The sequence below is a fragment of the Terribacillus saccharophilus genome, from assembly GCF_002272745.1.
GTDB lineage: Bacteria > Bacillota > Bacilli > Bacillales > Amphibacillaceae > Terribacillus > Terribacillus saccharophilus_B.
Genome location: NZ_NPBD01000001.1, coordinates 15083 through 38981, shown reverse-complemented (window position 1 = coordinate 38981; position 23899 = coordinate 15083). Strand labels below are relative to the sequence as shown.

Here is a 23899-nt window from a genome sequence, read left to right as displayed (position 1 = left end):
ATTCGGATAGCTTTTAACCAAGAAATAGATCCAAAATATTACTAGCTTCTGAAGATTGCTTATTATAAAATTCCGAATAACCGCATTGTGTACACGAAATCACTAGAAATTGATTGTGCTGTACATCAAATAATTTCGATAGACCAGTTCCTGTCATAGCAACCTCCTTTTGATCAACCTCTGTTCCGCCACACTTCATATTAATCAAGAAAAGAGGAGTCAGTCTTATCAGACTGACTCCTCTTTTCTTGATTATTTACTTCAACGCTTCAAGATACTCTTGTAATGAGAAAAAGTATCAAAGCTTGCTTTACCGTGATATGCTCCCATACCGCTTGCACCAACTCCTCCGAATGGAAGGTAGTGGGAAGTCATGTGGCTAATCGTATCGTTGATTGCGCCACCGCCGAATGAAATACTGTTTAAGATTTCATCCTGGAAGTTTTCATCTTCAGAGAACAGGTAAAGTGCAAGTGGTTTTGGTCGTTTCACAATACGATCGATGATGTCAGCTGAATCATCATATGTGATAACCGGTAAAATCGGTCCAAAGATTTCATCCTGCATAATCGGATCATCCCATGAAATAGAATCAAGAATTGTCGGCTCAATAATAAGCTGGGAACGGTCGAATTGTCCGCCTGCTGCAATTGTTCCGTTGTTCAGGAAGCCTGCAAGACGGTCAAAATGTCTTTCACTAACCACATGTCCGAAGTTTGGATTTTGGACGACGTTGTCACCGTATGTTGCAGTAATGACATCTTTCAGTTTTTCCAACAGTGTTTCTTTCACACTGCTATGAACAAGAAGATAATCCGGCGCAACACATGTCTGTCCAGCATTGGCGAATTTCCCGCGTGCGATTCGCTGAGCAGCTTCATCCAGATTCGCATCTGCATGAACAATTGTTGGGCTTTTACCACCAAGCTCCAGGGTCATAGGCGTCAAATGCTTAGCTGCAGCTTCTGCCACGATTTTACCAACACCGGTGCTGCCTGTGAAGAAGATGTAGTCAAAGTCTTCCTTGAGCAGTGCAGTACTTGTTTCTACTTCCCCTTCAACAACACTCAGATATTCTTCCGGGAAGTTATCATTGATAATTGTTGAGAGTATCGCTGACGTTTTCGGCGTCAATTCAGATGGTTTCAATACAGCGGTATTACCTCCTGCAATCGCTCCTACCAACGGAGATACCGCCAGCTGGAATGGATAGTTCCATGGTGCAATTACGAGTGCCGATCCATAAGGTTCTGGCTTGATGAAGCTTTTTGCCCCTTCATGCGAAGCTGCTGTAGGAACCTCCTTCGTTTCGGCCCAAGACACCAAATTCTCTAAAGTGAAGTTGATTTCGGCTAAAACAAGACCTACCTCTGCTCGTTTAGCTTCCATTTCAGATTTATTCAAATCCTGCTTCACTGCGTCCAGTATGCTCTGTTCATGCGTCTGAATTAAATCTTTCAATCTATTAAGTGTATCTATACGAAATTGTACATCCTTCGTCTGTCCGCTTCTGAAGAAAGTACGCTGTTTCATTAAAAGACCTTGATAGTTCTCCATTTTAAAATCTCCTTTGCAATTTAGAGCTGATTCATCTAATTGCACACAATTAGTTGACGTATCAAATATTCAACGAGGAAAAATATAATACACAGCAGAATAGATTGCAAGGGATACGAATCGGAGATAAAAAGGGAAAATAATCCACATAACCACGCAATAAAAAGAAGATCACAAAATGATCTTCTTTTATTGAGAATAATATTTAAGTTTTTACAGCAGCATCTTTAACCATCTCAACGAAATATCCCATCAACCTAGTATCTGCGGTGAGCTCCGGATGAAAAGCAGTTGCCAAATAGTGTCCATCTCTTGCTGCGACAATCCGGCCCGTATCTTCACTAAGCACTTCAACACCTGATCCCGCCTCGATAATATACGGTGCGCGGATGAATACAGCAGGGAAATCCTCTGCTACACCTTTGATTTCAAGCTCTGTTTCAAAGCTGTCCACCTGACGCCCAAAAGCATTTCGTTCCACTGTCACATCCATCAAACCAAGATGGCTCGTCTCCTGATTGTTAATCCGTTTTGCCAGCAGAATCATCCCTGCACAAGTACCAAAGATTGGCTTTCCAGCTTCACCAAAAGCTTTTAACGGCTCCAGGAAATCATAGCGATCGATAAGCCTGCGCATTGCTGTACTTTCTCCACCTGGCAAAATCAGGCCATCCAATTCAGCCAGCTGCTCCACGCGCTTGACGAGGATAGCTTCTGCTCCGACCGCTTCTACTATCCTTGCATGCTCCTGCACAGCACCTTGAAGTGCCAATACACCAATTTTCATCGAGCACATCTCCCTTCTCTTACCAGCCGCGTTCTTGCATTCTGTTTTCTGGAGAAAGGCTTGCGATGTCGATTCCTTTCATAGGCGCGCCAAGTCCTTTGGAGAGCTCCGCAATAAGCTTGTAATCCTGATAATGTGTTGTTGCTTCAACGATAGCTTTTGCAAATTTCGCTGGGTTATCAGATTTAAAGATACCAGAACCAACGAAGACTCCATCCGCTCCAAGCTGCATCATTAGTGCCGCATCTGCTGGTGTAGCCACACCACCGGCAGCAAAGTTTACAACTGGAAGCTTGCCTGCTTCACGAATCTGAAGCAATACATCATATGGTGCACCAAGATCTTTGGCAAATGTCATCACTTCATCCAGATCCATGGAGATTAGTTTGCGTACTTGGGACTGGACCTTACGCATATGACGTACAGCTTCAACGATATTACCTGTTCCTGGTTCTCCTTTCGTCCGGAGCATAGAAGCACCTTCCCCGATACGGCGGGCAGCTTCGCCAAGATCGCGGCTTCCGCACACGAATGGTACCGTGAATTCACTTTTGTTCAAATGATACTCTTCATCTGCCGGTGTGAGGACTTCACTTTCGTCTATGTAATCGACACCCATCGCTTCCAGCACACGCGCTTCCACAATATGACCGATTCGAGCCTTAGCCATGACTGGGATAGAAACAGCATTCAATACCTCTTCTGTAATTGTCGGATCCGCCATTCGCGCAACGCCGCCAGCAGCCCGAATATCAGAAGGCACACGCTCAAGCGCCATAACTGCTACTGCACCGGCCTCTTCAGCAATCTTTGCCTGCTCCGCATTCACCACATCCATGATGACGCCGCCCTTTTGCATTTCCGCCATACCCCGTTTTACTAAATCTGTTCCTGTTTTCGCCATGTTGACTCCTCCTGCTCCTCTTTCCCATTGTCGGAAAAGTTTGATAGGAGTATTGTACATATCATTAGGGTATAACACGCAAGGTTGGAGTATAACAATTCAATCACCATATAAAACAGCATTCCAAATCACTGAAGCGCAATACAAAATGTATTGTGCTTCTTTTATCGGTAAGGCCACAATAATAATTTGCACTGTCTGCTCCATCACTTACTCATATTTAACGAGTTTTGGACTTATAATGAATTTGCTTTATGAGAATGGAAAGACTACTGTTCAACTATAAGTTTAGGTAGGTGTGACATAATGAATATTGATGAACAAGAATTAAGAGATGCCGTTCTTTTTTTAGAACAACAAATACACACGCAATTTCTGAGCAGGACGAGTAAAATGGAATTTCTGGAACAAAAAAGAATTATAGAGAGCATGTTAGCGGAAAAATATAAGCATGACGATTTATCTTAATTGTTTCAGACTCTTAACGTTCTACTATCTGCTTATTAACAAATAATCATCTTAACAATGACTATATCCCGAAGGTATTTTATTCGGGTTCCATTAAACTGTTTACCTATTTATCAAGACATACAAAGAGAAAACAGTCCTTTTTATTTAAAGGACTGCTTATTCTTTTTTGCTGTTGTATGTTAACGTACTTCCTGTTTACTTTCTTCCACCACGCGATACTCACTATTCTGTCGAACCAAAAACATAAGAACCCCAATCAATGCAACGGCTCCTCCAACAATTTGCAGCGGGCTTAGTTTCTCTCCTAATAACCAGACAGCCAAGAGAGTTGCACCTACTGGCTCTCCCAGAACACTCATTGAAATCGTAGTCGAATTCACATAGTTCAAGAGCATATTGAATATGACATGCGCTACTGTCGGGAAAATGGCTAGCAGTAAGAATATCTTCCACTCATCAAAGTCATAGCCTCGTACTGGAACCCCAGTTACTAGATTATAAATATTGAGCCAAACAGCTGCTGAAAGGAAGACACAGAAACTGTATATCCAATGTGATACTTTCTTTACATTGTTCTGTCCGATTAACAAATAACCGACAACAGCAATTACACATAGGAAGGATAAAAGATCTCCGATTAAAACGGATGGCGTCTGCAATCCGAAATCTCCCCACCCTACCATGACAACTCCAATAATGGAGATACCGATAGTTATAATCACGGCTTTGGATGCCCGCTCTCTATAAATCAAAAATCCTCCTATCATCGCGACAATAGGCTGGAGCGAAAGAATGATGGTAGAACTTGCGACAGTCGTCAGTTTCAAAGAACTGAACCAGAGCGCAAAATGCGCGGCTAGGCAGGCTCCTGACAATATGAAAGCTATCGCTTCCCTCCGCCCAATCTTTTTAAATTCCTTTCGTTTGATCCACACAATCGGTACCAGCAAAAGACATGCCAGATACATCCGGTTCATACTTAGAATCGTTGCTGGTGCATCAGACCATTTCACGAAGATGGCTGCGAAAGATATTGCAATGATAGATATAACTAATAAAATAGCAGTTTGGTTTTGTTTCAATATGCAGCCCCCTTCTTCAATCATAATTATGTATATTGTCTTATATTTTAGAGCTTGATTGTTTTATTGTCTCGTTCTATTTTAAAATTCTTATAAATTAATTAATATCTATGCTAGATTGTAGCGCAATTCTTTTTTCAACAAAAAAATACCACTAAGATTGTTCAACAACCTTAGCGGATTCAATAACTTGCAACTATTTTAAAAACATTTCATTTCTATTTTCAAATCTACTAGTGAAATCTTCCGTGAATGCCTCAATGCTCATTTCTGTTTCTTTATGATGGATAAGATTCTTTAGTATATCTGTTGAAAGTGTTACTTCTTCCACTCCAGCTTCCATCACGCCAATCACTTGGCGCGTATTTTTAAAACTGGCTGCTAACACCTTAGTAGAGAAGCCATACGTTTGATATGCCTGGACAATTTGATTAATGACGATTTCACTGTCACTATGAGTAAGATCAATACGATTGATATACGGTGCTACATAGGCTGCTCCAGCTTTTGCTGCCATCACGGCCTGCATCGTTGTGTAGACTCCCGTGACCGTCGTATTGATGCTTTCCCCCTTTAGACTTCTAACTGCCTTCAATCCGTCTGGAGATACAGGAATTTTTATAAAAACATTTCGAGATACAGCTTCAATTATCCGTTTTGCTTCTTCTACCATCTGTTCGTATTTAGTGGATACCACCTGGACATGCAGTGTCTGCTGCTTATCTAGCAGATTTGCTATTTGAAGAACTTGTTCTTCTGCCGTTCCCTTTCCTTTTGCAAGGATGGAAGGGTTGGTAGTAACGCCATCCAATGGTAAATAATCGTTCAAATTCCGGAATACATCTGCATCTGATCCATCCATTAAGATTCTCAAGCATTTTCCCTCCTTCTGCTTAGTGCATGACTTGGCCGCCGGTAACATTGATGGACTGCCCTGTCATATAGGAAGCAGCATCGGAAGCATAGAAGATAACAGCATTCGCTACATCATCATAAGAGCAGCCTCTTTTCAAAGGAACCTTATCAATGTAAATCTGTTCTACTTCACTATCTTCCACACCTAGTTTCTTGGCATATGATGGAATCAGGCTCTGGAACATTGGGGAGTGCAACAGATTCCCCGGCATGATGCTATTGACACGAACATTATGCTCCGCAAGATCAAGTGCTAAACTCTGCGTCAGGCCAACACCGCCAAATTTGGATGCAGAATAACCTGAATTGTGTTTGCTGCCGACTTTGCCGGATTTAGAATTGATTTGAATGATGCTTCCTGACTGCTGCTTAATCATATATATACTTGCATGTTTTGCACATAAGAAGTATCCTGTTAAATTGACATCTAAGGACAAAGCCCAATCAGAGAGAGTAAAATCGGTGATTTTCGTACTTCTAGCTACACCCGCATTGTATACAAGCAAGTCGATGGAACCAAAACGCTGGTTTACATCTTCCATCGCGTTCTCGATAGCTTCTTCATCAGTTACATCCACTGCATAGCCGGCAGTCTGAATGGAACAGTCTACCGCTATCTCTGCAGCTACAGCTTCCGCTTGATCTCCTTGCTTATCAAAAACGACGACATTATATCCTTCTTCTCCTAATCGCTTCGCCAAGTGGGCGCCTAAGTTCTGTGCTCCTCCAGCTATGATTGCAGTTTTATTTAATTCTTGTGCCATTTTTGTACATCTCCCTCATTTATCTTTTAATAGTCAGTGTTGCTCCCTCTGTTAAATCTGGAATATCCCCTTGTTCAATAACTAGTGTCCCTGGAAGGTTTTCTTCCTCTCCAGCTTCCGGTCGAATTGTAATGTGGCCTAGTGCAGCTAGGTTTTTGTTAACTGCTTCTCCTACTTCCAAAATTCGAAAAGGCTGATCGCCAATATAAAGTGTATCACCGGCAGATATATCCTCGCTCAGTTCATTCTGTTCATGCAGCAAGCAATAATCCGCCAATTCTGCTGGAGCGTCTGTTTTAAAGAGAATAAGCATATCTGCTTCTATGAATTCAGATGCTAAAGGTCCAATTTTAGTGATTTCTGTTTGATAAATTAACATTGTGTGTTCCTCCTTATGAATCGTACATTCCGAAACTAGCCAGCCAAGCAACGAATACTGTTGGAGCCCCAGTTAGAAATCTGCCGTAAAGCACAGCTGGTACTCCTACCTCGACTGTTTCCGTTTCTGCTTCTGCTAGTCCCAATCCTACTGGAACGAAATCAGCAGCTGCTTGGGAATTAATTGCAAATACTGCCGGTAAAGCAAAGTTTGGCGGGATATTACCTCTGCCAATTTCTACACCAATCAATGTTCCGATTACTTGAGCAATAACAGCTCCTGGTCCAAGGAATGGTGAAAGCAGCGGAAACGAGACAATTGCAGATAAAGCAAGCAGCCCCCAAATACTCCCAGCAAGCGGTGATAAGATATTCGCAAACACATCACCGATACCAGAGCCAAGAATTAAACCAATCAACAACGAAACAAACGCCATAAAAGGTAGAATCGTTTTAAGAACAGTATCGATTGCATCACGCCCTGCTTGATAAAAGACGTTTACAAATCCACCCATTAATTTTCCAATATTGGTCATCAGTCCGCCAGACTGATCACTGATTTTCTTACTCGAATCATATTTTGGTTTCGCAGTTTGCTCTTCTATCTCTGTTGCTGCACTTGCCTCAGTTACACTTGCATCGTGGGCACCTTGTTTTTCTATTTGAGCCGGCTTCACTCCCGATACATATATATCTTCCGTAATGAATTTCGCCATCGGCCCGCTTTGCCCAGTTGGCATAATATTGATTGTCGGGATTCGTTTCTTCGGATAAAGTCCTGCTCGCAAAGTTCCGCCGCAATCGATGATGACACATGCTATTTCCTCTTCAGGTACGGAAGTTTTAAATCCGTTCACTACTTCCGCCCCAGTGAGTTCAGCTATTGTATTTGCCACATCACTAATAGGTCCACCTGTTATATTTACAATCTTATTTTTTTCAGGCGTAGGCTGGATGACTAACGGTCCGCCAAATCCGCCATTTCCTTTTGTGATTTTCACAGCGTTATATTGTTCCCCCATTGCCCTACACCCCTTTTCCGACGTTGTTGACCGTCGCGCTCAGTTTTACATTTTGCTGCTTCTCGACATAGCTGACCATTAAATCTGTAACCCAACCGCGAATCATATTCATAACGAGTCCCACTAATAGATAACGCAATGCCAAATCAGTCGTGGAATGACCGAGCTGTGTAATTCCTGATGCGATACCGAGGAAAACGAAGAGCTCCGCTGGATTAACATGCGGGAAGAATCCATTCATGCTGTGACAAGAATAGCTTGCTGCAGCATAGTATCCTGGTTTATAACGTTCCGGAAGAAATCTCCCTAGAGAAAGCGTCATCGGATTAAGCAGGAAGAAAGTTCCTAGGAAAGGCAGTACCATATAACGTGTAAAGATGTTCTTTGAAGATTTTGTAGCTAGTTTTTCGATTTTGTCAGGACCTACAAATTGGATCAAAGCGTTCATCGCCACAAGCAACATGATCAGCAACGGAACAATGTCACCTACTAATCCCAGGAATGTCTCCCCTCCACGTTCAAATAATCCTATAAATCCTTCTGCAGCTTTTACGATAAAATCCATCTCACTTCACCTCTCGTTTTATTTTGAATAATCCAAATATTGATTGTATAGGTGACTTCGGTTTCTCAACTGTTCCGCCAGACATGATAATTTCATACGTTTTCTGTGCATCTTTTAATGCTTTTCTTAAAAATGGATCCACACTCTTTATCACATCGTCATCAATATATAATAATGGCTGTCCTTCTAAATATTGAACGCGCTTACATCTAGCTAAAATAGTAAGACCCTGCATCTTTTCTGCCTGAATGATGTTTGCCTTCGCATCCAGGGCCAGCATAAGCACCGCCCCCGAACGGAAGATTCCCTTTGAACGGCCGATAGCTACTCTGCCGACTTTCCTTAGCTCAGCGTAGTGCTTATTAAAATTCTTAATTTGGAATACTCCTAAAATACTCTGTAAAAGGAATCCTACTGCCAATAAAATAATGAATAATAAGATCAAATTATCTCCTCCTTCTTTTTCTTAATGATCGATTTTGCAGTTATCTCATCTGTTATCAACACATTGGCTATTCGGCCGTTGAGAGCTCCTATAATGGAATCAGTTTTGGATACCGACTCTACCAGTGCTATGGAATGCTTTACTTCTTTCAGTTTAGAGAAAGGAATGGCAATTGCTCTTTCCTTTAGATCCGTGGCCAGTTCCTGACCCTTGATATCATAGAATCGTGAGCATACATCCCCAACAACCTCTTGATTCTCCAGCTTCTCCACTTCTTCTTCTCCAAGAAAACCACTCCATACTAGATTGGAAGATTTCATTGGAGAACCAATACCTATTAGCGCTATCGACAAGCTTCCCCAAAGCTCTCTGATATGTGTCATATAGCCTGACTTCAATATCTCACTTTGTGTTTCAACTGATTTTACTATTGCAGCAGCATCGATGAAGTTTGTTTCTCCTCCAAAAGCTCTTGCCATCGAATAGACAATAGCATTCACATGCTCTTCAACAGGCATCTGACCTGGACCACCTACGAGTGGAACAAATCTTCCTCCCCGCTTATATTGGAATTGTGCTTGCTGCGCCATCATCCCAAGTGTCCTGCCCCATGCACAGCCGACTACATCATCCTTCGTTATGATTCCATCCAGATAGCGAAGCGCGGCCTTTCCTATCTCTTTCAAACTATCTGCCGAAGAAGGCACGATTACGACGTCCTTCAATCCAAAAAGCTGACACAGCTCTTTTTCGATAGATACATATTCTAAAAGAGTGCTCTCAATATGAATCGTGACTATCTTTTGATCTTTTGCCTTTTGCAGTAAGCGTGTAACAGTTGTTCTGTATACACCAAGTTCTTTGGCAATTTCATTTTGGGTCATATTCTCTTCGTAATACATTCTGGCTACTTTCACGAGACGTCTCTCTTCTTGCCAATCCATAGGTAAGCTCCTTTATGCGCATTGTGAATTCATATGAATTTCGGGTGCCTTATGCACTTAATATAAAACGCTTTCAAAGTAGAATCAACAAAAAACTGCTCATATGACACAACTTACATCTCCCACGCACATATGTGCATGTTCACCCAAAAATAAAAAAGGAACATACCGATTGGCATATTCCTTTAATTATTATTACGAGCATCCGCCAAACTGGCGCTGTCTCGCTTCTGGATTTACTTGTTCGTCTGCATGATAGGAGGAGCGGACCATTGGGCCTGATTCGCAGTGGCGGAATCCCTTCTGCAAGGCAATTTCTTTCAGTTCAGCAAATTCATCTGGATGGTAATACTTCTGTACTTTCAGATGCTTAAATGACGGCTGCAAGTATTGGCCGATTGTCATGATATCAACACGATGCTCTAGCAAATCGTCCATAGCCTGCACAATCTCTTCCTTCGTCTCTCCCAAACCTAGCATGATGCTGGATTTAGTTGGTGTATCCGGAGAGATCGTTTTGACACGGTCAAGTAGCTCAAGTGAGCGGTCGTACGTTGCACGATGACGGACAGAAGGTGTCAATCGCCGTACTGTCTCGATATTATGGTTGAAAATATCCGGCTTGGCATCCATTAACATCTTGATGCTCTCATACGTTCCTTTCATATCGGACGGCAGTACCTCTACCGTTGTATTCGGCATTCTCTGATGAATGGCACGAACTGTTTCCGCGAACACAGCTGAACCTCCGTCTTCCAAATCATCTCTGGCAACTGCTGTAACAACCGCATGGCGCAGTCCCATTTTAGCAACAGAATCAGCGACACGCTCTGGTTCTGCCCAGTCTAATTCTGTCGGTTTACCAGAAGTAACCGCACAAAAGCGGCAGCCTCTTGTACAAATAGAACCGAGAATCATGAATGTTGCCGTTTTCCGGACCGACCAGCACTCATAGATATTCGGGCATTTCGCCTCTTCACATACAGTATGTAAATTCATTTCCCGCATCATTTTCTTCAAATCCATATAGTCTTCATTTGTGTTGAAATCAATCTTCAGCCACTCCGGCTTGCGGAGCATACCTTCCCGACGTTGCGCCATCGTTTTCTTTACCATTTTCGTTCCTCCTTAACGTGCATATAAGAATTCGTGATTTTGGTATTTCTCTTTGGCAAGTTCTTCGATTGTTTTTAGTTGTTCCTCATTCAGTTCAAGTCTTTCGAATGTTACACCTAGTCCATTTTGAAAACCATCATAGAAGCTATCTCTTATTTCTTCCAGAGTAGTCTGCACAGAGATAAATTCCTGAAGACTGGCAGCTTTGTTCTTAAAGCTCTTATAAGCACGCTCTTTGACACGTTCACTTGGGTAGAGGAACAATTCCAGCAGATCCTCTTGTTTCAGCCAGATTGGAATCGACCCGTGCTGGAGTATGACACCTTTCTGTCTAGTCTGAGCACTTCCGGCTGCTTTCTTTCCGTCCACATTGATCTCATACCAAGAAGCTTCCTCAAAGCAATTGGCTGTGCCCTTCGGTTTCGAGTCAGCAGGTACGGCGAATTCCGCTTGAATACCCAGATTTTCAAAACCGAGCAGTAGCCCTTTTGATAACACCTTGTAAGCGTCTTTGATTGTGGATGGTACGCCTGGATAATCCTCCGATACGATAATGCTATACGTCAGTTCCTGATGATGCAGTACTGCTTGACCGCCAGTAGGTCTTCGGACCAGTTCGAATCCTCGCTTCTCGATTTCTTCTAAGTTGAATTTTTTTGACTTCTGGAAATACCCAACAGAAAACCCGCCAGGATTCCAGCCGTAAAAACGCAACACAGGGGCGATCCGTCCTTCACGGTGCCATTGCATTAGCATTTCATCCGCTGCCATATTAAAGGCAGGCGAATGATCACCGTCGTCCCAGAAAACCCATTTCCGCACGCTGTCACCTTCTTATTTACAAAGTTCAAATAATATTAACAATTCAATTCTAACGAACAGCGAGACGATGAAGCAACCGCTTTCTCAAAAGCCTACTTTCCTACTAGGATTAAATACTCCCAATTACTTTCCATTTTCCTTATGTCCTAAGGGTAGTATGTTAAGATAGATAAAAATTCAAAAAAGCTAGGTGAATTAGTGTGGGAAACGAAGAAAAGATAACATATTTAAGAGGAACTCCCGACCTGAAACAAAAATCAAAACGTGCGGCTAAACTAACATATGCATTCAATTCCTGCTCTCCAGATGAAGAAACGAAGAGAGAAGAATTGTTAAAGGAACTGCTCGGAAAATGTGGTCAGCAGATTTCCATCGAGCATAACTTTCACTGTGATTTGGGATATAACATTGAAGTAGGAGAAAATTTCTATGCTGGATTCAATTTCACCGTTCTTGATATGGCAAAAGTCATTATTGGAGATAATTGCATGATCGGACCTAATGTCGGAATTTATACAGCAGGTCACTCTATACAGCCAGTTGACAGGACAAAAGACGGTTATGCCATTCCAATTACAATTGGAAATGATGTTTGGATCGGCGGAAGCTGTACTATACTAGCCGGCGTCACCATCGGAGATAATTCCATTGTGGCAGCAGGTTCTGTCGTAACGAAAGATGTACCACCAAATACGATTGTCGCTGGTAACCCAGCGAAGCGCATTAAAGATATTGAGTAAATGAAAAAAGCCGTCAAAATTGACGGCTTTCCTCATTTAATCTTTTGGCCAAACTGTATTCGCAACATCAACGATAAAGCGCAGTTTCTCCCATTGTTCTTCCTCTGTCAGTTTATTGCCATGATGAGTGGAGGCAAATCCGCATTGCGGGCTTAAGCAGATCTGATCAAGAGGAATATATTTTGACGCTTCTTCTATACGGCTTATCACGGCATTCTTATCTTCCAATTCTCCAAACTTGGAAGTTACTACGCCCAATACTACTCTTGGACCTTCACTCGGAATATATTTAAGAGGTTCGAATGTTCCTGAACGCTCATCATCATACTCGAGGAAGAATCCATCCACTTTTTCCTTCGCTAATAGGTCCTGAGCAATGAGGTCATAGCTGCCTCCGAACATATAAGTGGAGCGGTAGTTTCCTCGACAAAGATGCGTTGTCACAGTAAGATCCTCAGGCTTTCCTTCTAATACATCATTAATTACGCGGCGAGCCAAATCGATCAGGAATTCTCGGGAATGCTCTCCATCGAATTTCGCATCAGGAGACGATAGTGTAGCAATGTAAACATCATCCAACTGCAAATAGCGTACCCCCGCATCATAAAAGGCTTGGATGGCATCTTTGTAAGCCTGGATTACATCTGCTGCAAAATCTTCGATATCCGGATAAATTGAATGATCACGAATGTCCGTATGGAAGAGCTGATTCGGACTAGGAATAGTCTGTTTAGCTACTGCCCTGCCAGCGACGATGTCTTGGAATTCCTTATAATCCTCGATGAATGGGTGATCCGGATTAAACGAAACTTTGCCAGTATTTTTTATATTATACCGCTCTGTCTCCTCACCTTTAAACAAATAGCCGGTATCCGGAACATAACCCGTGATACCATTCAAGTGCTCAAGGAAATCTGTGTGCCAGAATCTTCTCCGGAATTCTCCGTCTGTCACAAGCTCCAATCCGACTTCAATCTGTTTGTCGACAATTCTTTTAATTTCTGACGTTTCTATTTCGCGAAGATCTTGTTTGCTGATTTGTCCTTCTTTGAATTGCTGTCTTGCTTTGTGCAGCACATCTGGACGAAGTAAGCTCCCTACGTGATCTGCTCTGAATGGTGCCGTTTTTGTTTTCGTTGTCATGTTCATCTCTCCCATTTTAGTTTTCTACTTTTTCTGTTAATCGTTCAGCAGCCTTCAAGGCATGCTGCAGATCTCCTATGAGATCCTCCACATGCTCCAGGCCGACAGATAAACGTAAGAGCCCATCTGTTATACCTCGTTTCTTTCGCTCAGCTTCCGGCATGGCAGCATGTGACATCGCAGTCGGATACGAAAGAATGGATTCTACTGCACCGAGGCTAACGGCGAAGATCGGAATGCGAAGCTGTTCCACAAAAATCTTGGCATGCTCCCTACTCGACAGTGCAAACGATAGTACTGCTCCATTTCCACTGGCCTGCCCGGTATGTATGTCATGTCCGTTATGGGTAGGCAAGCCAGGATAGAAAACATCTTTTACAAGCGGATGCTCCTGCAGGAACAAAGCTATCCTCTCGGCTGTTCCAGTCGACTGTCGCAATCTTGTACCTAACGTCTTTATTCCTTGGAGCAGCAAATAGCTATCCTGAGCACCAAGAATGGCACCGAATGTGTTCTGAATGAAGGCCAGTCGCTCTCCCAGTGCTGCATCCTTTGTAATCAGCAGTCCGGCGATAATATCACTGTGCCCCGACAGAAACTTGGTTGCACTGTGGATGACCACATCCACACCGAGTGCTAATGGCTGCTGATACAGCGGAGTCAAAAATGTATTGTCTAAGAAAGTCAAACAATTGCTTTGCTTCGCTATCCGTACAACTGCCCGGATGTCTGTCACCTTTAAACAGGGATTTGACGGTGTTTCCAGATAAATGACTTTCGTATTAGGCCGTACAGCTGCTTCAACAGCACCCAAATCGGATAAATCTACGAAGGAATGACTAATCTGGAATTTCGGAAGGATCTCTGTCACAAAACGATACGTTCCACCGTATACATCCTCGGTTACAATTACATGATCACCTGCCGAAAGCAGCATGAATGCTGACGAAATTGCCGCCATGCCAGATGAACATGCGAAAGCATCTGTCCCTCCTTCCAATTCTGCCGCTTTCTTCTCAAGAGCCTCACGTGTCGGATTGCCGGAACGACTGTAATCAAATGGCCCGAAATCATCGAAGCTTTCCTGATGAAAGGTTGATGATAGATAAATCGGCACATTCACCGCGCCAGTCCGCTGCTCTTTGTATGATCCCCGTATACACGTCGTTTCTGCATGTTGTTCTTCCATTAGATGACCTCCTAATCCAGTTTGGCGAATGCTTGCTGTAAATCACCAATCAAATCCTCCGCTTCTTCAATTCCAACCGAGAAACGAAGCAGACAATCGCAAATTCCTCTGGCTTCTCTCTCCTCAATAGGAATATCCGCATGTGTCTGTGTTGTAGGATACGTGATGAAGCTTTCCACTCCGCCAAGGCTTTCGGCAAATGTAATGATGTTCAGGCTTCGAAGGAATGTATCGATCCAGCTGCTGTCTTGCATGCGAAACGAGAGCATTCCACCTTTGCCTGTATACAGGACATCTTTCACCTTTGGCTCCTCTGCCAGGTAATCTGCGATACGCTGTGCATTTGCTTGGTGCTGCCGCATTCGAAGCGGCAGCGTCTTCAAGCCGCGGATGAGGAGCCAGGAATCGAGTGGAGACAAGACAGCTCCCGTACCGTTATGCAATACAGCTAACCTATCTGATAGATCGCTGCCTTTACTCACAACAAGACCAGCTAAAACGTCGTTGTGACCGCCGATATATTTCGTCGCACTATGGATGACGATATCTGCGCCTTCTGTAAGTGGCTGCTGGTAATATGGTGTCAGAAACGTGTTATCAACAATTAACAGCAGGTTATGTGCTTTTGCCAGCTGCGCATAAGCAGCAATATCAATTTCCTGCATAAGCGGGTTTGTCGGTGTTTCAAGGAAAATTGCTTTTGTATCATCCGTTATCAATTCCGCAGTCTCTTCGACGGAATGAAAAGACGCATACACCGGTGATACGTCATATGCATCTGAATAGAAATCAAACAGTCGATAGGTCCCTCCATAAATATCCGCTGGTACAAGCAATGAATCGCCTGAACGAAAAAGGGACAATACGAGCTGGATTGCTGCCATGCCTGAGCTGCAAGCAAATGCCCGGTCACCTTTTTCGAGCTTTGCAAATCCTTCTTCCAGGACAGAACGAGTGGGATTCTTCGTCCGAGAATAATCATAGCCGGTTGATTCGCCGATTCCACTGTGTGCATATGCAGTAGACAGATAAACTGGCGGATTGACTGCCCCTGTCGCTCTATCACTGCGATTCCCAAGCTGCACGAATGTTGTTTCTAAGCTATTTCCCATACCGCTTCTCACCCTTCTATTCAACAAAAAAAGAACCTTCTCCCCAAAAAGGAAGAAGGTTCAGTCATGACCGAATCAGCTTCTTATCTTTAAGGCGGATACCTTTTGGATTTAGCACCGTGTCTTCTCAGACTGGTTGCTGAGACATCACTGGGCCAATTCCCTCCGTCTCTCTTGATAAGAAAGTTCTATATAATTTTTAATGTTAAAGCTATGTTATCACAGAAAAATATACAGTCAAGCATTATTTAAATTTTCTGCCAAATAAATCTTTCTCTAATGGAATTTTTAGCATAGTTATGCCAACCAGGAGAAACAGTGACAAAAAATAGGATTGACACCTAGAACTTTTCGGTCTATCCTTTTCCTTACAACTAATATTTCTTATCGAGATTGGTGGAGGGAATGGCCCAACGAAACCAAAGCAACAGGCTGCCAAACGCAGCACTGTGCTAATTCCAGGTGTTTAACACTGAAGATAAGAAGAGCGGAAAATCTTTAAAAGACCCTCTTCTGTCTGGAAGAGGGTCTTTTTTTAGCATTAATTCCGATTATTTATATAGGAAATATCAAGATTATTACAGGGGGTTAGAAAATGGAACAGATTAAGCAGACGCTTGCGGAAGTACATACGGAATTAGAAGACAATTTCGCAGAAGTAGTTGAGTGGAGACGTTATTTGCATCAGCATCCAGAATTGAGTTTTCAGGAAACGGAGACAGCCCGTTTCATCGCTGAAAAACTGCGTAGCTTTGGCTATGAAAATATCCAGACAAACATCGGTGGCTATGGCATCGTAGCTACACTTGCAGGAAAAGCAGCAGGACCTACGATTGCTCTTCGTGCTGATTTCGATGCCCTGCCGATAGAAGATGAAAAAGAAACAGCGTATCGATCCAAGACAGCCGGCGTGATGCATGCTTGCGGTCATGACGGCCATACTGCTGCATTGCTCGGAACTGCCAAAGCATTGATTAAGCACAAGGACAGCCTTAATGGCAAAGTGGTTTTACTGTTCCAGCCAGCCGAGGAAGTTCCGCCAGGCGGTGCGAAAGCGATGATAGAAGATGGTGCACTTGATGGTGTGGACTATGTTTACGGTGCCCACCTTAATTCGGCTGCCCCTCTCGGAAAGATCGGTGTTGGCAAAGGCTTCAAAATGGCTGCAGTCGATAAATTTGCGATTACCATCCAAGGAAAAGGCGGTCATGGCGCAGCTCCTCATGAGGCTGTCGATCCAATTGTAATCGGAAGTGATATTGTTAGCGCCCTACAGAAGATTGTCAGCCGCAGAGTCAACCCGCTGGAATCAGCAGTCGTGACACTTGGTGTGTTCCAGTCTGGCCAAGCATTCAATGTTATTCCGGACACCGCTAGATTAGAAGGAACAGTACGGACATTCAACGCCGACATCCGTCAGCAGGTGAGAAAGCAAATCGAGTCCATTGTAGCCGGTATCGCAACTGGGTTCGGCGCGACTTATTCGATCGACTATCTGCATGGCTATCCCGCTCTTTACAACCATCCGGAAGAAACTGCACTTTTGCAGCGTCTTTTTGCCGAAGAATTCGGTGAAGAACAAGTAATCCCACTTGAAACTGGGATGGGAGCAGAAGATTTTGCTTATTACTTACAAGAGAAACCAGGAAGCTTCTTTAAAGTTGGCTCCCGCAATGAGGATACTGCCACACATTATCCCCATCATCATCCTAAGTTTGACATCGATGAGCAAGCTTTGCTTATCACAGAAAAAGCATTTACGAAAATTGTATTCTCGTTATTGGGAAGCTAAGGAGGAAGTATATTGAATAAGAAATTTGCACTTATATTATTTGGCTTAATGGCCTCGGTAGCCCTTTTCGGGTGCTCCAGCAATTCCAGCAGCAGTTCAAGCGCAAGCGGCGGAGAGCCCGTGGAAGGCGGAGACTTGAACGTTGCGATGAGTGCTGATCCTGATACGCTTGACTGGATGTATTCCGGAGAAAGTGCTACTAGAAAAATCGGCTGGCATATTTATGAGGGTTTGTTTGCATTAGATCATGATTATCAAGTACGCCCTTTGCTTGCTGACGATTACACTGTTAGTGATGATAAAAAGACCTACACGATAACGCTTCGTGATGGACTGAAATTCCACAACGGGCAAGACGTAACTGCTCAAGACGCGAAGGCTTCAATCGATCGCTGGCTCAAGGTCTCCTCTGTCGGTAAGATCACTGCAACGCATGTTGATTCAGTCGAAGCAACAGACAACCTGACATTGGTTATTACGCTAAATGATCCTTATACCGCTTTGCTTACTGATATGTCTGCACCAAAAGCATCAGCTGTCATCATTCCAGCTGATATTGCTGAATCTGCAGGTGAACAGCCGCTTACAAACGAGCAGCTGATCGGTACAGGTCCATTCCAATTTGATTCTTGGAAGCGCGGAAATGAGATTGTCCTATCCAAATTCGAAGACTATCAATCCCGTGAAGAAGAAGACTGGGGCGGTTTGACAGGTAAGAAAACTGCATACCTCGATACGATTCACTTTAAAATCGTAAAAGACCCGCAAGTTATGCTTAACGGTTTGAAGACAGATCTATATGATTACGTACAGTCCATTCCGCTTGACTTGTACGATGTAGTTGATACGACACCAAATGTCGAACCAGCAATTTCTAGCAATGGCTATTCTGTCATTACACCGGATAAATCAGAAGCACCTTTCGATGATATCAAGGTCAGAGAAGCACTGCATGCTGCACTTGATAAAGAAGCCATCGCCAAAGCAACTTACGGCAACAGCGAGTTTTATAATTTAGATGGTGCCTTGTTTACACCAGATCAGACAGCTCTTTACTCAGATGAAAACATCGATAACTTCGAGGCATTTGATCAGGATGAAGCTAAAAGACTGCTTGAGGAGAGCTCCTATAATGGGCAGCCAGTTAAAATCATCTTCTCTAATGACCACGCAGAGTATAAGAAAATTGCCGAAATCGCAGAACAGCAGCTTGAAGCAGTCGGTTTCAACGTTGAGCTGGAGTCCTATGAATGGGCAACTTACCTGGAAAAATGGAGCGATGGCGCTAACTGGGATATGGTCGTAGTCGGCTGGTCTCCATTCTTCTCGCCTAACCAAGCTGGTGTAGTAAGCCAGGATTCCAACAGTAGCGGCTGGTACAACAGCGAACGCTGGCAGGAGCTTATCGCACAGTGGGGTGAAGCAGAAGATGAAGCAGCCCAGCAAGAGATTCTCGCTGAGCTGAACAAGACGATCTATGACGAGCTTCCATTTGAGAAAGTAAGCAACCTTTCCACTCTGGATGCACGCACTTCCAAGTTGCAGGATTATGATGATTGGTATGGTCCTCGCTTTTGGAATACATGGAAATCACAGTAATGCCCCGAGAAAATCGCCTGCGTTACCGCTGGCGATTTTCTTCCATTTCTAAATAAAGGAGTGACTTACGTGCTTAATTACACGATCCGCAGGCTACTATCTGTCATACCGGTTATGCTTGTCGTCAGCATCATTGTATTCCTGCTCGTCCACCTGACACCTGGAAATCCAGCCTTCATCATCCTTGGAGAAGACGCTTCACCGGAAGCCATTGCACAGCTGGAAGAGCAGCTTGGTTTGAATGAGCCTTTGTATATCCAATTCTTCGACTGGATCAAACAAGTCATCACCGGTGATCTAGGAACGAGTGTCTACTCTGCCCAGCCAGTTACGGAACTCATCTTTGGTAACTTTGGACCAACTATTAGTTTGATGGTATTGTCCCTGCTCTTTATTTTGATCATCTCCATTCCGCTAGCAATCCTGATTGTGTCCTTGCGTAAAACAATTCTGGATCCAATATTTACTAACGCCTCTCTTCTCGGTGTATCCATACCAGAATTCTGGCTTGCGATTTTACTTGTGCTCGTGTTTGGTGTAACATTCCCGATTTTCCCGGTCGCCGGCTATATGCCGCTTGCGGAAGGCTTCGGGCCATGGATTTACCATTTGCTGCTGCCTGCTTTCGTGCTGGCATTAGTAGAAATCGGTATCATTGCCCGAATGCTGCGGGACAGCATGCTTGATTCCGTGAATCAGGATTATACAAAAACAGCACGAGCGAAAGGCGTTCGTGAACGTGATGTATTGATGAAGCACGTTTTCTCCAATGCACTCATCCCAACAACAACTGTTCTCGGTGCTACAGTGGCAGGTTTGCTTGGCGGAACGGTTATCATCGAAACACTTTTCACCATCCCAGGTATCGGGCAGCTTTTAATCGACTCGATTCACAGACGGGATTACCCGGTGATTCAAGGCGTCGTGCTATTCATCGCTGCGATTTACGTTCTAGTCAACTTAATCGTCGATCTTTTGTATGCATTCCTTGATCCGAGGATTCGCTATGACTGAGCCGAAGGAGGTACATAAACGATGATGTCCAAGAAGAGGAATGTAATTGCACTTACTATTTTCTTACTCGTTGCATTAGCAACTATAACTGCAAATTTGTGGCTGCCGGTATCCCCTGCAGCGATAGACGCCAACCAGCGCCTCCTTGCACCATCTGGCACCCATTGGTTTGGTACAGATGATTTTGGTCGAGACATCTTTGCTCGTGTTATTGTAGCTGCTCGCGTGTCACTGGCTGTCGGCGTCATTGTTGCTGTCGTGGCAACTGTAATTGGTACACTGCTTGGTCTAGTGTCCGGCTATTTTCGGAAAACTGATTTTATCTTGATGCGAATTGTGGATGGCTTCCTTGCCTTCCCTGCCCTTCTGCTTGCATTAGCACTCGTTGCGGCTTTAGGCGGAAGCATTACGAATATTGTCATCGCCCTGACAATTGCCTTCTTCCCAGTCATGGCTCGAGTGGTACGCTCTGCCGTGCTGCAAATCAAAAACGCACAATACATTGAAGCAGCAAGAACGACGGGAACAAATAATGTGGTGATCATCTTCCGTTATATCCTGCCGAATGTACTATCGCCAATTATTGTACAAAGTACGTTCATCTTTGCCAAAGCAATACTGGCAGAAGCAGCACTAAGCTTCCTCGGTGTCGGAGTTAATCCATCTACACCGACCTGGGGAAATATGCTGCAGGAATCTCAAATTTATATCACAATAGCCCCATGGTTCTCGATTTTCCCTGGTATCGCAATCGTCATTACAGTTTTGTCGTTGAATATACTCGGTGACGGTCTCAGGGACGCATTCGATCCGCATAGTGTCAAGAAAAAACGGAAACGCAAACCAAAGCAAACAGCACCAGCTGCCTAGAGGAGGATTCATTATGCTAGAAGTTAACAATCTGCATGTACACCTGGATACACCAGCTGGCCTCGTCAAAGCAGTTGATGGTGTATCCTTCCGGCTGGAAGCCGGGCAGACAATCGGCATTGTCGGGGAATCGGGCAGTGGAAAAAGTGTACTCGCCCACTCGCTGACTAAGCTTAATCCGGAACCGCCTGCAACGTATCCAAAGGGTGAAATTTTGTTCGAAGGCGAGAACATCCTGACAATGGATAAAAAGCGTCTGCGTAATTTGCGGGGAAAAGAAATCGCCATGATCTTTCAAGATCCAATGTCGAGCCTTAATCCTGTTTTCAAGATTGGCAGACAGCTGATGGAAGCCATTCAGACACATCAGAAGTTTTCGAAAAAAGAAGCTCACCAAAAAGCAATCGAGCTGCTGATAGATGTCGGCATCTCAGATCCAGAACGAAGGATGCAGGATTATCCGCATCAATTTTCCGGCGGGATGCGCCAGCGCGTTCTGATCGCCATTGCACTTGCAGCCAGACCGAAGCTGCTTATCGCCGATGAGCCCACAACAGCATTAGATGTAACAATTCAAGCTCAAATCATTGAGTTATTGAAAAGTATCCAGAAGAAGTATGGTACCAGCATTATTATGATCACTCATGATCTAGGCGTCGTGGCAAACCTGGCAGACAGGATCCTTGTCATGTATGCAGGTAAAATTGTCGAATCTGGCAGTACGGCTGATATCTTCTATAAAACTGCAATGCCGTATACGTGGTCGCTGCTACGCTCGATTCCAAGACTTGATGCAGGTGGTACCGAGAGGCTGCTCCATATCGAGGGGCATCCGCCGAATCTGATTCACCCGCCAAAAGGCTGCAACTTCCATCCTCGTTGTCCATTTGCGAGAGACGCTTGCCTTCAGACTGACCCGCCGCTCTCGGAACACGGAACAAACCACTCGGCTGCATGTATACTCAGCAAGCCTGAATTCGATAAAGAAAAACAAGCTGTAGCCGAACGGAAAGGAGTGCTGCTGTCATGAATACATTGCTGGAAATAAAAGATCTGCACGTCCATTTTCCAATTAAAAGCGGCGTCTTACAAAAGACAACAGGCCAAGTAAAAGCCTTGAATGGTATAGATTTGAATGTGAAAAAAGGCGAGATACTAGGCATTGTCGGAGAATCTGGCTGTGGGAAAAGTACGTTAGCCCGGAGCATCGTCGGACTGCAAAAACCTACTTCTGGTGACATCCTATTTGAGGGAAACACGTATACAGACGCATCTGCTAAAGAGCTTTACGAGCTGCGGCGCAATATGCAAATGGTGTTCCAGGATCCGTATACAAGTTTGAATCCGCGCATGAAAGTGAGCGAGAGCATCGCTGCTCCGCTTAAAGCGTACAAAAAGACCAAGAACCTGGAGTCGCGAGTGAAGGAGCTAATGGAGCTAGTCGGTTTGAATCCAGATGACCATTATAACCGGCTGCCCCATGAATTCTCTGGTGGTCAGCGTCAGCGGATTGGTATTGCTCGTGCTATTGCTCTGGAGCCGCAGCTGATTGTTTGTGACGAACCAGTCAGTGCGCTTGATGTATCCGTCCAAGCCCAAGTGATCAACTTATTCCAAGATCTTCAGAAGAAATTGGATTTGACGTATGTATTCATCGCACACGACCTTTCTGTCATCAACCACATTGCTGACCGCGTCGCCGTCATGTATCTCGGCAAAGTAATGGAAAGATCCAATCGTGATTCATTCCAGACACATGCACAGCATCCATATACAAATGCACTGCTTTCCGCTGTGCCGCTGCCGGATCCAGACAAGGAACGCGCACGGGAACGCATCGTTTTGAAAGGTGAACTGCCCTCCCCTGCTAACCCGCCATCAGGCTGCGTGTTTCACACCCGATGTCCGAAAGCGACTGAATTCTGTAAAACTAACATTCCTGTTCCGGAAGAACGCGGTGTTCCAGGACAGGAAGTGGCTTGCTTCTATCCTGTTGGGACGGAGGAAAAAGCAAGAATTACATTATAAGAAAAGCAACCTGCGGGAGCAGGTTGCTTTTTATGTACTATAACCATCCTTCCGGGGATTCATCCATAATCTTTCTACCCCTATCAGTTTATAACCATTGAACTCCATCCTATATATATCCGGTTTAGACGATTGTAATAAGAAATCCAAACCATACTGACTGTCATAATACCCCATCATCAAGGTCATGACAGCACCATGTGTACCTATCGCTATTTTGGATCCCTGATAGATTTTCAATAAACCCTCCAAAACTGCTATAGCCCTCTTTTGACAAGCCACATTTGACTCGCCTCCGGTAAAGGAGAAGTTTGGATCAGCAAAAGATTTCTTCAACAAAGGTAATAGTTCCTTATCAGAGATCCGCGTATCACCCGAAGCAAAGACGCGTTCCCGAAGATCCTCGATTTTTTCTAATTCTTTTCCCGCATGTTCTGACAAGCCGCGGATTGTTTCAACTGGACGTGTGTAAGGACTTGAAACAAAAACCTCTATCATTTCTACCTTTAAGGACCCGGCAATCTTTATAGCATCCTGTTTTCCTTTGTCGGTCAAACCTCTCGTTCTCTCATTACCTTCCTTAGGCGATTCGCCATGTCTAACCATATAAATACTAGTTGTTATACTTACACCTCCAATC

At 44.0% G+C, this 23899-nt stretch carries 26 protein-coding genes and 2 riboswitches; of the genes, 8 read left to right on the top strand and 18 right to left on the bottom strand.

Annotated features, from left to right (window positions below; all coding sequences use genetic code 11):
* Positions 1 to 13: 13 nt before the first annotated feature.
* From CHH58_RS00185 to pdxS, 4 genes are all read right to left on the bottom strand, one after another.
* On the bottom strand, positions 14 to 199 hold the full coding sequence (locus CHH58_RS00185; RefSeq protein ID WP_095261934.1) for a zinc ribbon domain-containing protein: 186 nt from the start codon (positions 197 to 199) through the stop codon (positions 14 to 16).
* Positions 200 to 261: 62 nt separating this feature from the next.
* Complete coding sequence (locus tag CHH58_RS00180) at positions 262 to 1557, bottom strand: aldehyde dehydrogenase (RefSeq protein WP_095229635.1); 1296 nt, start codon at positions 1555 to 1557, stop codon at positions 262 to 264.
* Between the two features lie 205 nt (positions 1558 to 1762).
* Positions 1763 to 2344, bottom strand: a complete 582-nt coding sequence (gene pdxT, locus CHH58_RS00175; RefSeq protein WP_095229633.1) for a pyridoxal 5'-phosphate synthase glutaminase subunit PdxT — start codon at positions 2342 to 2344, stop codon at positions 1763 to 1765.
* Positions 2345 to 2363: 19 nt separating this feature from the next.
* Positions 2364 to 3248, bottom strand: a complete 885-nt coding sequence (pdxS, locus tag CHH58_RS00170) for a pyridoxal 5'-phosphate synthase lyase subunit PdxS (RefSeq protein WP_095233169.1) — start codon at positions 3246 to 3248, stop codon at positions 2364 to 2366.
* Positions 3249 to 3554: 306 nt separating this feature from the next.
* Here pdxS and CHH58_RS18235 point away from each other — a divergent pair, with 306 nt between their 5' ends.
* Positions 3555 to 3716, top strand: coding sequence for a hypothetical protein (locus tag CHH58_RS18235; RefSeq protein WP_170937461.1), 162 nt, complete (start codon positions 3555 to 3557; stop codon positions 3714 to 3716).
* 182 nt (positions 3717 to 3898) lie between these two features.
* Here the strand turns inward: CHH58_RS18235 and CHH58_RS00165 are convergent, their stop codons facing one another.
* The 10 genes from CHH58_RS00165 to CHH58_RS00120 all read right to left on the bottom strand — a co-directional run bounded on the left by CHH58_RS00165 (position 3899) and on the right by CHH58_RS00120 (position 11721).
* Positions 3899 to 4801, bottom strand: coding sequence for a DMT family transporter (locus CHH58_RS00165; RefSeq protein ID WP_095261811.1), 903 nt, complete (start codon positions 4799 to 4801; stop codon positions 3899 to 3901).
* A 196-nt stretch (positions 4802 to 4997) separates the two neighbouring features.
* Positions 4998 to 5675, bottom strand: coding sequence for a transaldolase family protein (locus CHH58_RS00160; protein ID WP_170937460.1), 678 nt, complete (start codon positions 5673 to 5675; stop codon positions 4998 to 5000).
* A gap of 19 nt (positions 5676 to 5694) precedes the next feature.
* A complete protein-coding gene (srlD, locus tag CHH58_RS00155; RefSeq protein ID WP_095229625.1) occupies positions 5695 to 6480 on the bottom strand; it encodes a sorbitol-6-phosphate dehydrogenase in 786 nt (261 codons plus the stop codon).
* A 19-nt stretch (positions 6481 to 6499) separates the two neighbouring features.
* The gene (locus CHH58_RS00150; RefSeq protein ID WP_095233171.1) at positions 6500 to 6859 is read right to left on the bottom strand and encodes a PTS glucitol/sorbitol transporter subunit IIA; all 360 of its coding nucleotides are present in this window, start codon (positions 6857 to 6859) and stop codon (positions 6500 to 6502) included.
* A gap of 13 nt (positions 6860 to 6872) precedes the next feature.
* Positions 6873 to 7880 (bottom strand): PTS glucitol/sorbitol transporter subunit IIB, encoded by a 1008-nt coding sequence (srlE, locus tag CHH58_RS00145; protein ID WP_095229621.1) that lies wholly within the window; start codon positions 7878 to 7880, stop codon positions 6873 to 6875.
* 4 nt (positions 7881 to 7884) lie between these two features.
* Positions 7885 to 8445, bottom strand: coding sequence for a PTS glucitol/sorbitol transporter subunit IIC (gene srlA / locus CHH58_RS00140; RefSeq protein WP_095229619.1), 561 nt, complete (start codon positions 8443 to 8445; stop codon positions 7885 to 7887).
* A 1-nt stretch (position 8446) separates the two neighbouring features.
* On the bottom strand, positions 8447 to 8890 hold the full coding sequence (locus tag CHH58_RS00135; RefSeq protein WP_095261810.1) for a transcriptional regulator GutM: 444 nt from the start codon (positions 8888 to 8890) through the stop codon (positions 8447 to 8449).
* Positions 8887 to 9834: a sugar-binding transcriptional regulator gene (locus tag CHH58_RS00130; protein ID WP_095261809.1), complete on the bottom strand. Its 948-nt coding sequence runs from the start codon at positions 9832 to 9834 to the stop codon at positions 8887 to 8889. The genes CHH58_RS00135 and CHH58_RS00130 overlap by 4 nt, the downstream gene beginning before the upstream one ends.
* A 195-nt stretch (positions 9835 to 10029) precedes the next feature.
* Complete coding sequence (gene lipA / locus CHH58_RS00125; protein WP_095233174.1) at positions 10030 to 10950, bottom strand: lipoyl synthase; 921 nt, start codon at positions 10948 to 10950, stop codon at positions 10030 to 10032.
* Positions 10951 to 10962: 12 nt separating this feature from the next.
* Entirely contained in the window at positions 10963 to 11721 is a 759-nt protein-coding gene (locus tag CHH58_RS00120) for a lipoate--protein ligase family protein (RefSeq protein WP_095261933.1), read from the bottom strand.
* A gap of 251 nt (positions 11722 to 11972) precedes the next feature.
* Here CHH58_RS00120 and CHH58_RS00115 point away from each other — a divergent pair, with 251 nt between their 5' ends.
* Positions 11973 to 12512, top strand: coding sequence for a sugar O-acetyltransferase (locus tag CHH58_RS00115; RefSeq protein WP_095261808.1), 540 nt, complete (start codon positions 11973 to 11975; stop codon positions 12510 to 12512).
* 36 nt (positions 12513 to 12548) lie between these two features.
* On the opposite strand, the gene CHH58_RS00110 is transcribed toward CHH58_RS00115, so the two are convergent.
* Genes CHH58_RS00110 through CHH58_RS00100 form a run of 3 tightly spaced genes read right to left on the bottom strand, consistent with a single transcriptional unit; the run spans position 12549 to position 15956 of the window.
* Positions 12549 to 13655 (bottom strand): 5-methyltetrahydropteroyltriglutamate--homocysteine S-methyltransferase, encoded by a 1107-nt coding sequence (locus tag CHH58_RS00110; protein ID WP_095261343.1) that lies wholly within the window; start codon positions 13653 to 13655, stop codon positions 12549 to 12551.
* A gap of 16 nt (positions 13656 to 13671) precedes the next feature.
* Positions 13672 to 14844: an aminotransferase class I/II-fold pyridoxal phosphate-dependent enzyme gene (locus CHH58_RS00105; protein ID WP_095261807.1), complete on the bottom strand. Its 1173-nt coding sequence runs from the start codon at positions 14842 to 14844 to the stop codon at positions 13672 to 13674.
* A gap of 11 nt (positions 14845 to 14855) precedes the next feature.
* Positions 14856 to 15956, bottom strand: coding sequence for a methionine biosynthesis PLP-dependent protein (locus CHH58_RS00100; RefSeq protein ID WP_095261806.1), 1101 nt, complete (start codon positions 15954 to 15956; stop codon positions 14856 to 14858).
* Between the two features lie 80 nt (positions 15957 to 16036).
* A riboswitch (SAM riboswitch) is annotated at positions 16037 to 16140 on the bottom strand.
* Between the two features lie 197 nt (positions 16141 to 16337).
* Positions 16338 to 16441: riboswitch (SAM riboswitch) on the top strand.
* A gap of 110 nt (positions 16442 to 16551) precedes the next feature.
* On the opposite strand from CHH58_RS00100, the gene CHH58_RS00095 reads away from it, so the two are divergent.
* The 6 genes from CHH58_RS00095 to CHH58_RS00070 all read left to right on the top strand — a co-directional run bounded on the left by CHH58_RS00095 (position 16552) and on the right by CHH58_RS00070 (position 23259).
* Positions 16552 to 17748, top strand: coding sequence for a M20 metallopeptidase family protein (locus CHH58_RS00095; RefSeq protein WP_095261805.1), 1197 nt, complete (start codon positions 16552 to 16554; stop codon positions 17746 to 17748).
* 12 nt (positions 17749 to 17760) lie between these two features.
* Positions 17761 to 19347 carry an ABC transporter substrate-binding protein gene (locus CHH58_RS00090; RefSeq protein ID WP_095261804.1) on the top strand — a complete coding sequence of 529 codons (1587 nt, stop codon included), beginning with the start codon at positions 17761 to 17763 and terminating at the stop codon, positions 19345 to 19347.
* Between the two features lie 69 nt (positions 19348 to 19416).
* On the top strand, positions 19417 to 20361 hold the full coding sequence (locus tag CHH58_RS00085; protein ID WP_095261803.1) for an ABC transporter permease: 945 nt from the start codon (positions 19417 to 19419) through the stop codon (positions 20359 to 20361).
* A 21-nt stretch (positions 20362 to 20382) separates the two neighbouring features.
* Positions 20383 to 21231 (top strand): ABC transporter permease, encoded by an 849-nt coding sequence (locus CHH58_RS00080; protein WP_095229597.1) that lies wholly within the window; start codon positions 20383 to 20385, stop codon positions 21229 to 21231.
* Between the two features lie 13 nt (positions 21232 to 21244).
* Positions 21245 to 22261 (top strand): ABC transporter ATP-binding protein, encoded by a 1017-nt coding sequence (locus tag CHH58_RS00075; protein WP_095261802.1) that lies wholly within the window; start codon positions 21245 to 21247, stop codon positions 22259 to 22261.
* Positions 22258 to 23259 carry an ABC transporter ATP-binding protein gene (locus CHH58_RS00070; RefSeq protein ID WP_095261801.1) on the top strand — a complete coding sequence of 334 codons (1002 nt, stop codon included), beginning with the start codon at positions 22258 to 22260 and terminating at the stop codon, positions 23257 to 23259. Before CHH58_RS00075 ends, CHH58_RS00070 begins: the two co-directional genes overlap by 4 nt.
* Before the next feature lie 30 nt (positions 23260 to 23289).
* On the opposite strand, the gene CHH58_RS00065 is transcribed toward CHH58_RS00070, so the two are convergent.
* Positions 23290 to 23883, bottom strand: coding sequence for a histidine phosphatase family protein (locus tag CHH58_RS00065; RefSeq protein WP_095261800.1), 594 nt, complete (start codon positions 23881 to 23883; stop codon positions 23290 to 23292).
* Positions 23884 to 23899: the final 16 nt, after the last annotated feature.